Origin of the sequence: Myxococcus sp. CA033, from assembly GCF_013336625.1 — a bacterium.
Taxonomy (GTDB): Bacteria; Myxococcota; Myxococcia; order Myxococcales; family Myxococcaceae; genus Myxococcus; species Myxococcus llanfairpwllgwyngyllgogerychwyrndrobwllllantysiliogogogochensis.
This window is the reverse complement of sequence record NZ_JABUMU010000023.1, coordinates 166,210-178,491: the sequence shown is the minus strand read 5'-3', so window position 1 is coordinate 178,491 and position 12,282 is coordinate 166,210. Positions and strand designations below refer to the sequence as shown.

The following is a 12,282-nucleotide window of genomic DNA, read 5'->3' as shown; positions in this document are numbered from 1 at the left end:
CTCGCTGAAGAGGCTCGGCTCGCTGAAGAGCGACGCGCTGAAGAGGCTCGGCTAGCGGAAGAGGCGCGGGCCCGTGCGGAGGAAGAGCTCCGCGCGGAAGAGGCTCGGCTTGCTGAGGAGGTTCGGCTCGTTGAAGAGGCTCGGGTTCGTGCGGAGGAAGAGAAACGCGCTGAAGAAGCTCGCCTAGCTGAGGAGGCTCGGGTCGCTGAAGACGAGCGATTCGCTGAAGTGGCTCGGGTCCGTGCGGAGGAAGAGCGTCGCGAGGAAGAGGCTCGGCTCGCGGAAGAGGCTCGGGTTCGTGCGGAAGACGAACGCCGTGCTGAAGAGGCCCGATTCGCCGAAGAGGCTCGGCTGGCGGAAGAGGCTCGACTCGCCGAAGAGGCTCGGGTCCGCGCGGAGGAAGAGCGACGCGCTGAGGAGACTCGGCTCGCGGAGGAAGCTCGCGTTCGTGCGGAGGAAGAGCGACTCGCTGAAGCGGCCCGGCTCGCCGAGGAGCGCCGCGAGGAAGAGGCACGACTCGCTGAAGCGGCACGACTCGCTGAGGAGCGCCGCGAGGAAGAGGCCCGGCTCGCGGAAGAGGCCCGACTTGCTGAAGAGCGCCGCGAGGAAGAGGCCCGGCTCGCGGAGGAGCGCCGCGAGGAAGAGGCTCGGCTCACGGAGGAAGCCCGGCTGGCGGAAGAGGGTCGACTCCGAGCCGAGGAAGAGCTCCGCGCGGAAGAAGCCCGACTCGCGGAAGAAGCCCGGCTGACGGAAGAGGCTCGGCTCCGCGCCGAGGAAGAACAGCGCGCCGAGGAAGCCCGTCTGGCCGAAGAGGCTCGGCTCCGCGCCGAGGAAGAACAGCGTACCGAAATCATCCGCCTGGCCGAAGAAGCCCAGCTTCTCGCAGAGGAAGAGCGACTCGCCGAGGAGGCCCGGCTCGCGGAAGAGGCCCGGCTCGCGGAAGAGGCCCGGCTCGCGGAAGAGGCGCGTCACGCCGAGGAAGTCCGTCTCGAAGTCGAGCGTCGCCGCGCGGATGCGGTGCGGCGCGCGAAGGAAGTGCGTCACGCCGAACAGGCCCGCCTCGCGGAGGAGCAGCGCCTCGCCGACGAGGCACGGCAAGCCGAGGAAGCGCGCCTCGCCGCCGATGCCCTCCAGTCCGACGAACAGCACATCGCCGAAGAGGCCCAGCTCGCGTCGGAGCAGGCCCTCCAGCTCCCCGCGCCCTCGGCCCCCACCGCTGACGCCTCGGACGACATCGACGCGCTCACTCTCGACGTCGGGGACATCATCCCCGCGGATCCCGATGAGCCGCCGCCCGCGAACCCCTTCCCCCGCGCCTCCAACGTCCCGCCGCTCGCGGCGTCTTCGTCCCAGGCGAGCCTCCCCCTCCATGCCGAAAGCCGCGAGGCCCTGCGAACGGCCAGGGAGCGCGCCCAGGCAGAGCTTCTCCACGACATGGAAGAGGCGCTGAGGCGCTCGAAGTCCCAGCCGCTCGAGCCCTGGCTCGCGGACGAGCCTCCGGCCACCGTGCCTCCCACCCGGACACGGGACCGAGTCCCCGTCCAGGACGAGTCCTGGCGCGCGAAGGAGACCCTCCTCACGCCGCCGGCCGAGTCCGAGTCCGACCTGCCGCTGCTCGAGCTCGAACCCGAGCCCGAGCCCGAGCTCTGGGCCGCCGCGGATCCGCTGCCCACACCGCCCTCCCTGCCTCCACGCACCGTCGCGGGGCCGCCCGTCCTCACCCCTGTCGCGCTGGACGGCCCTCCCGTCCTCATGCCCGTGGAGCCCGAGGAAAGCCCCGACGAGGAGTCTGTCGAGCAGGAGACCGACGACAGCCTGTGGGCCACCCGTCCCGCCCCCGTCGCCGCGCCGCCGCCGCTGCGCCTGGGGCCCACGCCCCCCAAGAGCGGCAGGGCCACCGAGGACGACCTCTGGCGCATCGTCTCATTCGACAAGGACGAGGCCGCCGAAACGCTGACCGCCTCCTTCGAGGCCGCGCTCCAGCACGTGGATGCCCACCTGGAGACGCTCGTCCGCTCGGATGTCAATCAGGCGAACGTCGACGAGCCTCCCGTTGAAGGCATCGTCGAGGCGACCATTGAATCGGACTTCGAGACCTTCCCCGGTGACAACACCGGCCCAACTGGCGAGACTGCGTGGTCCGAGCCGTCCGGTGATCTAGACGACTGGGATTTCGACGAGGACGACGTGGCGGCAGATCCCTCCAATCCCGACGAGGCAGCGAAGCTGCGGCGCCAGCGCCTGCTGCGCCGTGCCATGGAGAACATGGGCGTCCTCGGGAATCGGGGAGCCCCGGCCACCACCGCCGCGACGCCCGTGGCCGAGCCCGGCCCCACCGCCCCGGTCGCCGCCCCCTCCGAGCCCCCCAAGCCGGACGAGGCGCGCCACGCCCAGCAGATCGAGCAGCGCTTCGCCGACATCCAGGCCCGCCGCGACCACTTCTACGTGCTGGGCGTTTCCCAGGACTCAACGAGGGATCAGGTCAAGGCCGCCTTCCTCAGCCTGGCCAAGGTCTTCCACCCGGACCGCCTGCCGCCGACGCTGCCGCACCTCGCGCAGAAGATCACCTCCGTCTTCGAGGGCATCCGCGAGGCGTACGAGGTCCTCTACGACGATGCCCGCCGCAAGGCCTACATCCAGACGCTCCAGGCCCAGCAGTCGATGCCCAAGGCGCCCCAGTCCGGAGGCGCGTCGTCCCGTCCCGCGCCGGGCCGGCCAGAGAGCAGCCCCGACGACCTCTACAAGATGGGCGAGGTCTACTTCCGCAAGCGCGACTTCACCACCGCGTCGGACCACTACGAGCGCGCCTACGCGCTGGACCCCAAGGCGACCTACCTGGCCGCGCGCGCCTGGGCCATCTACATGGACCCCGCGCGCAAGGCGGACATGGCCAAGGCCAAGCAGATGATGGCGGATGCGGTCCGCACCGACCCGAACTGTGACCGTGCCCACTACCAGCTGGGCGTCATCGCCCGCGTAGAGGGCGACATGGACCGGGCCGAGCGCCACTTCCGGGACGCGGTCCGCTCCAACTCCAAGCACCTGGAGGCGAACCAGGAGCTGCGGCTGATCGACATGCGGAAGAAGAACCCACCCAAGAAGGGGGGATTCTTCCGCTGAGGCCGCCTCTGGCGCCCCAAGTCCTACCCCGGCGGATGGGAGCCTCTGCCGGGGGCTCGCGCTACCCTCCGGGGACTGCTCGCACCCCCTGGTTGAACGGGGGGCAGCCAGCTTCCCCGCCGCTCCAACCCATTGACATGCCTGGAAAGCGGGCAGGATGCTCCCCCGCGCCGGGCACTTCCGCGAATCGTCCTCCGTGATGAAAGGCAAGTAACGTGGCCAAGCAGCACCTGCTCCTGGTGGATGGGGACGCGAAGAGTCTTCGCGTGATGGAGGTCAGCCTGAAGAAGGCCGGCTTCTCCGTGACGACGGCCATCCACGGCAAGGACGCCATCGAGAAGGTGCAGATCAGCCCGCCGGATCTGGTGCTCGCGGACACCAAGATGCCGGAGATGGACGGCTTCGAGCTGTGCAAGGCGCTCAAGTCGGATGAGCGCTTCAAGTTCATCCCGTTCGTCTTCCTGACGAGTCAGAAGTCGGTCGAGTTCAAGGTGCGCGGCCTGGAGCTTGGCGGCGACGACTACCTGACCAAGCCGATCTACATCAAAGAGATCGTCACCCGCGTGAAGATGATCCTCCAGAAGGCGGAGAAGGAGAGGATCGAAAAGCGGGAGACGACGAAGGGTGGCTTCGCCGGCAGCCTCGCCGACATGGGCGTGGTGGACCTGGTCCAGACGTTCGAGATTGGCCGCAAGACGGGCGTCATCTCCATCCAGGGCGAGCGCACCGGCACCGTCTACTTCAAGGAAGGTCGCGTCATCGACGCGGAGCTGGGCCGGCTCAAGGGCGAGAACGCCTTCTACCGGCTGCTCAACACCTTCGAAGGCCAGTTCGACGTCCAGTTCACCTCGCTGGACCGGCCCGAGCGCATCGAGATCTCCACGCAGGGCCTGTTGATGGAGGGCATGCGGCGCCTCGACGAGTGGGGGCGAATGCTCGAGCAGCTGCCTCCGTTGGAGACGGTGTTCGAGATCGACTACCACCAGCTCGCCGACCGCCTCTCGGAGATTCCGGACGAGGTGAACGGGCTGTTGCGCCTGTTCGACGGCAAGCGCGCGCTGAGCCGCGTGGTGGAGGACTCGGACTTCGAGGACCTGGCCGCGCTGGGCATCATCAGCAAGCTGTACTTCGAGGGGCTCATCCGCGAGCTGGGCAACGCGCCGCTGGAGCCGGTGCAGAGCACCAAGCCCGGCATCGAGCAGTGGCTCAACGCGGCCCCTCTGCCGAGCGCCCCCGTGGAGCCCGCGCCGCAGGCCCCCGTCGCCGCGCCCGTGGAGCCGGAGCCGCCCGCCGTCGTCGCGCACGTAGAGCCGGAGCCGCCCGCCGTGCGCGCCATGCCGCACAGCGTGCTCGCGCCGCCCGCGGGAGTGGAGGAGGAGCCCGTCACGGCCCCGCCCGAGGAGCACTTCGCTCCCGCGCCGGCGGTGCCCGCCAACGTCGTCGTCTTCCACGCGCGCCCCAAGCGCCAGGGCCCGGCGTACGAAGACCCGGCGGATGCGGATGGCGAAGCGCCCACGCTGCCGCCCGTGGTGGCGGAAGGCTCGTCCTTCCTCGTGGAGCCGCCGCCGGCCCACCGCGCCGTGGAGCATGCGCATCGCAGCCTGCTGCTCGACTGGAGCCGGGTAGACACGGAGGGCATCAGCGCGCCCACGACCTGGGGACCGGGCTCGGTGTGGTCGCCGGGGCCGAGGGGCTTCGGAACAAACGGGGGTTCCTCGGCGCACGCCCTGTCATCGAGCGCTCCCGCCGTGGAGCCCGCGCCCGCGCCGCGCGCTCCCATCTTCGGTGGGGCGGCGGTGGGGCCCAATCCCTTCCCGCCCGTTCCGCCTCCGACGCCCGCGCCTCCGTCTTCCGAGGTGACGCTGGTGAGCGGCGGTGAGTCCTCGTCCGTCGACGTCGACACCATCGCGGAGGTCGAGGAAGTCCCCGCGTCCGCGCCGCCGCAGCTCGCGCTTCCTCCGTACCCGGGGCACGGTGTTCCCGAGCGCCCCGTCGTCGCGCCCGTCATCCCCGAGGAGCCGCCGACGCCGTCCGCGCCGCCTCCGGCCCTGGTCACCCCGGTGACGCCGACGCCCGTCATCACCGCCGCTGCGTCGCCCACGCCGTCCGTGACACCGTCGAGTCCTGCTTCCTCCGACTCCGACGTCGCTCCCGTTCGCCCCAAGCGCACGGGGCTCTACGTCGCGGGGGCGCTGGCCCTCATCGGCGCGGTGGCGGCGGTGGTCGTCATCGGAGGTCGAGGCGAGAAGCCGCAGGACACGCCGCCTCCCGAGCCGCCGAAGGTGGGGACCGTCCAGACGCCTCCTCCGTCGCAGGGCTCGGACGTCGTTCCGCCCGTGCCCACCGAGGCCGACTCGGGCACCCCCGTCGTCGAGGCGCCCGCCGCCGCGACGGATTCCGGCACCCCCGTCGTCGAGGCGCCCGCCGCCGCGACGGATTCCGGCACCCCCGTCGTCGAGGCGCCCGCCACCGCGACGGATTCCGGCACGCTCGTTGTCGAGACGCCCGTGGCCGCCGGGCCGGACGCGGGCACCGCCGTGGTGGAGGCGCCGCCCGCGGTGGCCGACTCCGGCACGCCCCCTCCTCCCGCCGTGGACCCCGAGGTGGAGTACGCGGGGCTCATCAAGCAGGCTCGGTCCGCCACCGTTGGAAGTCGCTACAAGTCCGCGGCGGCGTTCTACCGCAAGGCGCTGCTCTTCAAGCCGGGCTCCACCGAGGCGAAGGCCGGACTGGGCATCGCCCTGGTCAACGGCTTCGAGTCGGATGCGGCCTTCCGCGAGGCCACGAAGCTGCTCATCGAGGTCGTGCGCGATGACGAGCGGAACTCGCGCGCCTGGCTGTCGCTGGGCATGGCCTACCAGTCCATCGGGAAGAATTCCCAGGCGGCCGACGCCTACAAGAAGTATTTGATGCTGGAACCCTCGGGGGCATCCGCCAACGAGGCCCGCGCGATGCTCAAGATGCTCGGCAACTGAGTGGGCGGCGGACCTCCCGGTACCTTCCCCGTCCTGCTGGAAGTGAAGTGAGTCGCCTTGCTCGTCCTCGGCCTGGAAACCTCCTGTGATGAGACCGCCGCCGCCGTCGTGGAGGACGGGCGGCGGGTGCTGTCGGACGTCGTCTCCACCCAGGTGGACATCCACCGGCGCTGGGGCGGCGTGGTGCCGGAGCTGGCCTCCCGCAACCACATCGTCCAGGTGATGCCGGTCATCCACGAGGCCCTGACGCGCGCCCAGAAGACGCTCGACGACGTGGACCTCATCGCCGTCACCTCCGGCCCGGGCCTCATCGGCGCGCTGCTGGTGGGACTCCAGGTGGCCAAGGGGCTGAGCCTCGCCACCGGCAAGCCCTTCGTCGGCGCCAATCACCTGGAGGGCCACCTGCTGGCCATCCGCTTGCTCGAGGATGCACCGGAGCCGCCGTTCCTCGGCCTCGTCGTCTCGGGTGGACACACCAGCCTCTACGACGTTCAGGCGTTCGGCCACTACAAGCTGGTGGGCAGCACGCGCGATGACGCCGCGGGCGAGGCGTACGACAAGACGGCGCGCATCCTCGGGTTGCCGTACCCGGGGGGACAGCCCATCGACGAGCTCGCGAAGAAGGGTGACCCGGCGGCCATCCGCTTCCCGCGCGCGCTGCCGGGGGACAACTTCGACGTGTCCTTCTCCGGGTTGAAGACGGCGGTGCTCCACCACGTGCAGAAGCACGGCGTGCCCCAGGGACAGGCGCTGAACGACTTGTGCGCTTCGTTCCAGGAGGCGGTGGCGGACGTGCTGTCGAAGAAGCTGGTGGCCGCCGCGCGTCGGCTGGGCCACCGGAACCTCGTGCTGTGCGGAGGCGTGGCGGCCAACTCGCGCCTGAGGGCGCTGTGTCAGCAGCGCGCCGAGGAGCGGGGGCTGCGCATGTTCCTGCCGCCGGTGCGGTTGTGCACGGACAATGGCGCGATGATCGCCGTCGCGGGGTATGAGGCCTGGCGCCGCGGTCTGCGCGGAGACTTCCGTCTGGCGGCTGACCCCGCCTGGCGCATGTGAGCAAGGACACCCGGTTGGAATCGCCCAGAGACATCCTCAAGCGCCATGGCCTGCGCGCGAAGTACAGCTGGGGCCAGAACTTCCTCGGAGACGAGGAGGCCCTCGAGGCCATCGCGGACGCGCTGAACCTGCGCCCGGGTGAGCCCGTCGTCGAGCTGGGGCCCGGTCTGGGCCACCTCACCCGCTTCCTCGCCGCCACCGGTGCGCTCGTCACCGCGGTGGAGCGGGACAGGGACATGGTGACGGTGCTGGAGAAGGAGGCCATCCCCGGGGTGCGCGTGGTGGCGGGCAACGCCGCCACCGTGGACTTCGCCGAGGTCGCCGGAGCCCCCGAGGTCGCCGTCGCCGGCAACCTCCCGTATCACCTCACCAGCTCCATCCTCTTTCGCGTGCTGGAGCAGCGAGCCCGTGTCTCGCGCGCCGTCTTCACGCTGCAGAAGGAAGTGGTGGAGCGGCTCGCCGCCGAGCCCGGCACGCGCGAGTACGGCCTGCTCACCGTGCTGCTCGGGCTGCACTTCGACGCGGAGAATGTCCTCACGTTGGAGGCGTGGCGTTTCCATCCGCCGCCGAAGGTGGACTCCGCGGTGCTGTCACTCACGCGCCGCAAGACGCCGCGCGCGCCCATCATCGACGAGGCGCGCTTCACCCGCGTGGTGAAGGCGTCGTTCGCCCAGCGCCGCAAGACGCTGCTCAACTCGCTCAAGTCCGACAAGTCGCTCGGCACACCCGCGGTGATGCTGGCCGCGCTGGAGACGGCGGGAATCGACCCGATGCGCCGCGCGGAGACGCTCGCGCCGGAGGAGTTCGCCGCGATAGAGCGCGCGCTCGGCCCCGTGGCTCCGGGCACGGTGACGCCCAAGGTGGACCTGTCCGACGAGGGTGGGGCGGAGGAGTAGGGGAGGGGCGGGCACTCGCCCGCCTGCCTGACTACCTGCAGCGCGTTCCGAGGGCCTGGAGCAGCCCGCCCTGTTGCTCCAGGAACGCGCGAAACTCCGCCTCCGGGATTCGCATGCGGGCCAGCACGTCGCGGAGGATTTCCTCCACGGTGCCGTCCTTGCGCCGCTTCAGCTCCAGGGCCGTCTTCAACAGCACCACGCCGTAGAGCGGGTCTGCTTCCACGGGAGGCTGCTCTGCCGGTGCCTTGGGCGCGGCGCTCTGGCGGGCCTCTTCGAGCCGCACCACCGTCTTCGCCCGCTGCCTTCCACTCATGACTGAAGGGCACCCCGCGCACACACCATGGAATCGGCGCGACCGTAAGGGGATGCCCCCCACAGCGTCAAGCGAGCGCTGGGGGTTCCCGTCATCGCCCAGGCCGTGGAAAATTGCCGATCCATCCGGCCATGTTGTGTTATCCGCGCCCCCACGCGAGGCCCCGCGTCCTCGTCAGAGGCGGGCATGGGCCGCACCGCGCATTCCGGGTCGGGAGGCCTCGGCGGATGGACTACCGGTACATCGTGGTCGAGGGGCCCATTGGCGTCGGAAAGACGAGCCTCTCCAACATCCTCTCGGAGCGGCTGAGCGCGCGGCGCGTCCTTGAAGTCGTGGAGGAGAACCCCTTCCTCTCCAACTTCTATACGGACCGGCAGAAGTTCGGGTTCCAGACGCAGATCTTCTTCCTCCTGTCGCGCTTCCGGCAGCAGCAGGAGCTGTTCCAGCAGGACCTCTTCCGCTCCGTCACGGTCAGCGACTACCTGTTCGCCAAGGACCGCATCTTCGCCCACCTCAACCTGGACGCCCACGAGCTGGCCCTCTACGAGCGCGTCTTCGAGGCGCTCGGGCCTCGCGTCACCAAGCCCGACGTCGTCGTCTACCTCCAGGCCCGCCTGGACGTGTTGCTCCAGCGCATCAAGAAGCGGGGCCGCGAGTTCGAACGCAAGTTCGACCCCACGTACCTGGAGGGCCTCGTCCACGCGTACAACAACTTCTTCTTCCACTACACGGAGACGCCGCTCCTCGTGGTGGATACGTCGGATATTGATTTCGTGAATAACGAGGCGGACCGGGAAGACCTGCTCGCCGCCATCCGGAAGGCGAAGCCGGGGACGCAGCACTACCTCCCCAAGGCATCCCGGCGGCCCTGATTTCGGGCTCCTGGTGGGTTGCCCGCTGATGAAGTCCCACGGGCGCCCTGGGGGCGTTAGACTGCTGGGGCCGACTTCGTGGCTTCCGGCGATCCCTTCCTGGGACGGCGAGGGGCAGCGAAGCGGCTTGAGCCGTATCCACCCTCACCCATCAGGAGGTGAACCGTGAAGGACAAGGTCACCATCCATTCGCTGAAGCGCTTCAAGCAGATCGGCCAGAAGATCTGCATGGTCACCGCTTACGACGCCACGTTCGCCCACATCCTGGACCAATCGGGTGCGGACGTATTGCTCGTCGGTGACTCGCTGGGCATGGTCGTCCAGGGACATGACTCCACGCTGCCCGTGACGATGGACCAGATGGTCTACCACTCGGCGGCCGTCACCCGGGGCGCCAGGAGGGCGCACGTGGTGGGAGATCTGCCCTTCTTGAGCTACCAGGTCTCCGCGCACGAGGCCGTCCGCAACGCGGGCCGGCTGGTGACGGAAGGCGGCGTGGGCAGCGTGAAGCTGGAGGGTGGCGCCGAGTTCGCGGACGTCGTCCGCGCCATCGTCCGCGCCAGCATCCCCGTCATGGGGCACCTGGGGCTGACGCCTCAGTCGGTCCACAAGATGGGCGGCTATGTCGTTCAGGGCCGTGACGAGGAGCAGGCGCGCAAGATTCTCGACGATGCGCTCGCCCTGGAGGCCGCTGGCGCCTACGCGCTGGTGCTGGAGGGCGTGCCGCTGGAGCTGGCGCGCACGATTACGCAGAGCCTGAGCATCCCCACCATCGGCATCGGCGCGGGACGTTATTGCGACGGGCAGGTGCTCGTCTGTTACGACCTCTTGGGAATGAACCCGGACTTCAAGCCCAAGTTCGTCAAGCGCTACGCCAACCTGCACGGCTCCATCACCGAGGCCGCCGGCGCGTTCTTCACGGAGATCCGCCAGGGCGCGTTCCCGGACGAGGACCACTCGTTCAAGGCGAGCAAGAGCATCCGCCTGGTGGCCCCCGCGGCCCTGGGCGCGGGCAAGGTCCTCGAGGGCGAGGTCGCATCTCCCGCCGAGGGTGAGGAGAAGGTCGGCCCCGTCTACGGGATTCCGGTCTAACCATGGCGCCCGCCGTCCTCCGCACCGTGGATGAAGTGAAGACGTGGGCGGCGGGGCTGCGCCGTGAGGGGCGCCGGCTCGCGCTGGTGCCCACCATGGGCTTCTTGCACGAAGGGCACCTCTCGCTCATCCGCGAGGGGCGCCGTCGCGCCGACGTGGTGGCCGTCTCCATCTTCGTCAATCCCACCCAGTTCGGTCCCCGTGAGGACCTCTCGCGTTATCCCCGCGACTTCGACGGCGACCTGTCCAAGTGTGGCGAAGCGGGCGCCGACGTCGTCTTCGCGCCCGTGCCCGAGGCCATGTACCCGCCCGGCTATGAGACCTACGTCGAGGTGACGGAGGTCAGCCAGGGGCTGTGTGGCGCCCGCCGTCCGGGGCATTTCCGGGGCGTGGCCACCATCGTCACCCAGTTGCTGGCGCTCTTCCGGCCCGATGCGGCCTTGTTCGGGGAGAAGGACTACCAGCAGCTCCAGGTCATCCGGGCGCTCAACAGGGACTTGCACCTGGGCGCGGACATCGTCGGGATGCCGACGGTTCGCGAGCCCGACGGGCTGGCGATGAGCAGCCGAAATGCCTACCTGTCCTCCGAGGAGCGGCAGCGAGCGCTGTCCCTGTCGCGAGGCCTCCGGGCCGCGCTGACGCTGCTTCAGGGCGGCAGGCGGGATGCGGAGGCGCTGACGGGCGCTGTCCGGCACGAGCTGTCGTCCGCCGGGCTGCGCGAGGACTACGTGGAGCTGGTGGACGCCCAGCGACTCACGCCGCTTGCGTCGGTGGCCCCCGGACAGGCTGCTCGGCTGCTGGTGGCGGCCTTCAGCGGCAATACACGCCTCATCGACAACATGGCGCTTGGCGGTTAGGAGACCCAGGACACGTATGGCATCGGGTGGAAAGTCGAAGGGGCCGGCAGGCGGCGAGCAGGGAATCAAGGTCGTCGCCGAGAACCGGCGTGCGCGCTTCGACTACACCGTGGACGAAAAGGTGGAAGCCGGTCTGGAGCTGACGGGAAGCGAGGTGAAGTCGCTGCGACAAGGAGAGGCCAACCTCTCGGACGCGTACGCCCTGCCCAAGGGCAGTGAGCTGTTCTTGCTCAATGCCCACATCGGTTCCTACAAGTCCGCCAGTGTGTTCGACCATCTGCCCACGCGCGGCCGGAAGCTGCTGATGCACCGGGCGGAGATTGACCGGTGGACCACCAAGGTGCGGGAGCGTGGTTATTCCATCATCCCGCTTGTGCTGTATTTCAAGCAGGGGCGCGCCAAGGTGGAGCTGGGGCTCTGTCGGGGCAAGACACACGAAGACAGACGCCACGATATCAAGGAACGGGAGACGAAGCGGGAGATGGACCGGGCCGTGCGCCGTCGTTGAGCGCGCCCGCATTTCTCTCCGCCGTACACCGGATGGACGACACGAAGGATTTGGACAAGAAGGAGCGGCTGCTCGCCTCGCTGGACCAGGGGATGGTGATGATCCACCTGGACGCGCGAAGGCCGGGCGTGCTCGTTCCCGCATCACTCCGGGGAGAGGCCCATCTGCGCCTCAACCTTTCGTACCGCTTCGACCCACCGGACCTCACGGTGGGCGAGTGGGGTGTGCGTTGCACGTTGAGTTTCTCGGGCTCGCGCTTCACGGTGGCGGTGCCGTGGTCGGCGCTGTTCGCCATCGCCAGCCACGTGACGAAGGAGTCGTGGATGTACATGGAGGACATGCCGCCAGAGCTGCTTCAGCAGCCCGCCGCCGCGCGTCCTCCGCCGCAGCCGCTCCCCGTCCCCGTCCCCGTGGCCGCCGAGCGTCCGCGCACCTTCCTGCGCGAAGTGCCCACCGAGCCCGTGGATGAGGTGGCGCCATCGCCTCCGCCTCCGTCGGAAGTCCCGCCGCCCGAAGGGCCGAAGGACGACTCGCCTCCGCCGCGTCGGAGTCATCTGCGTCTGGTGAAGTGAGCGAACCTTGTGGGCCACGCGACA

The 12,282-nt window shown here is 69.5% G+C and carries 10 protein-coding genes; 9 read left to right on the top strand and 1 reads right to left on the bottom strand.

Translation table 11 applies throughout. The annotated features are described in order from the left end of the window. From HUA78_RS46870 to rsmA, 4 genes are all read left to right on the top strand, one after another. The coding region (locus tag HUA78_RS46870; protein WP_254624089.1) for a DnaJ domain-containing protein at nucleotides 1-3,120 on the top strand (3,120 nt) is incomplete at its 5' end. Between the two features lie 215 nt (nucleotides 3,121-3,335). Then, nucleotides 3,336-6,095, top strand: a complete 2,760-nt coding sequence (locus HUA78_RS36280) for a response regulator (RefSeq protein WP_174478284.1) — start codon at nucleotides 3,336-3,338, stop codon at nucleotides 6,093-6,095. A 57-nt stretch (nucleotides 6,096-6,152) separates the two neighbouring features. Continuing rightward, nucleotides 6,153-7,148: a tRNA (adenosine(37)-N6)-threonylcarbamoyltransferase complex transferase subunit TsaD gene (gene tsaD / locus HUA78_RS36275; protein WP_174464358.1), complete on the top strand. Its 996-nt coding sequence runs from the start codon at nucleotides 6,153-6,155 to the stop codon at nucleotides 7,146-7,148. 14 nt (nucleotides 7,149-7,162) lie between these two features. Next, a complete protein-coding gene (gene rsmA, locus HUA78_RS36270; protein ID WP_174458123.1) occupies nucleotides 7,163-8,044 on the top strand; it encodes a 16S rRNA (adenine(1518)-N(6)/adenine(1519)-N(6))-dimethyltransferase RsmA in 882 nt (293 codons plus the stop codon). A gap of 31 nt (nucleotides 8,045-8,075) precedes the next feature. Here rsmA and HUA78_RS36265 read toward each other — a convergent pair whose 3' ends face one another. After that, the gene (locus tag HUA78_RS36265; RefSeq protein ID WP_141647303.1) at nucleotides 8,076-8,357 is read right to left on the bottom strand and encodes a hypothetical protein; all 282 of its coding nucleotides are present in this window, start codon (nucleotides 8,355-8,357) and stop codon (nucleotides 8,076-8,078) included. Nucleotides 8,358-8,584: 227 nt separating this feature from the next. Here HUA78_RS36265 and HUA78_RS36260 point away from each other — a divergent pair, with 227 nt between their 5' ends. The 5 genes from HUA78_RS36260 to HUA78_RS36240 all read left to right on the top strand — a co-directional run bounded on the left by HUA78_RS36260 (nucleotide 8,585) and on the right by HUA78_RS36240 (nucleotide 12,258). After that, on the top strand, nucleotides 8,585-9,229 hold the full coding sequence (locus HUA78_RS36260; protein ID WP_174458122.1) for a deoxynucleoside kinase: 645 nt from the start codon (nucleotides 8,585-8,587) through the stop codon (nucleotides 9,227-9,229). Nucleotides 9,230-9,394: 165 nt separating this feature from the next. Beyond that, the gene (panB, locus tag HUA78_RS36255) at nucleotides 9,395-10,321 is read left to right on the top strand and encodes a 3-methyl-2-oxobutanoate hydroxymethyltransferase (protein ID WP_174478283.1); all 927 of its coding nucleotides are present in this window, start codon (nucleotides 9,395-9,397) and stop codon (nucleotides 10,319-10,321) included. Nucleotides 10,322-10,323: 2 nt separating this feature from the next. Continuing rightward, the gene (panC, locus tag HUA78_RS36250; RefSeq protein WP_174478282.1) at nucleotides 10,324-11,178 is read left to right on the top strand and encodes a pantoate--beta-alanine ligase; all 855 of its coding nucleotides are present in this window, start codon (nucleotides 10,324-10,326) and stop codon (nucleotides 11,176-11,178) included. 16 nt (nucleotides 11,179-11,194) lie between these two features. Continuing rightward, nucleotides 11,195-11,686: an SsrA-binding protein SmpB gene (gene smpB / locus HUA78_RS36245; protein WP_141647299.1), complete on the top strand. Its 492-nt coding sequence runs from the start codon at nucleotides 11,195-11,197 to the stop codon at nucleotides 11,684-11,686. Nucleotides 11,687-11,718: 32 nt separating this feature from the next. Continuing rightward, nucleotides 11,719-12,258, top strand: a complete 540-nt coding sequence (locus tag HUA78_RS36240) for a ClpXP protease specificity-enhancing factor SspB (RefSeq protein WP_174478281.1) — start codon at nucleotides 11,719-11,721, stop codon at nucleotides 12,256-12,258. The last annotated feature ends 24 nt before the right edge of the window (nucleotides 12,259-12,282 follow it).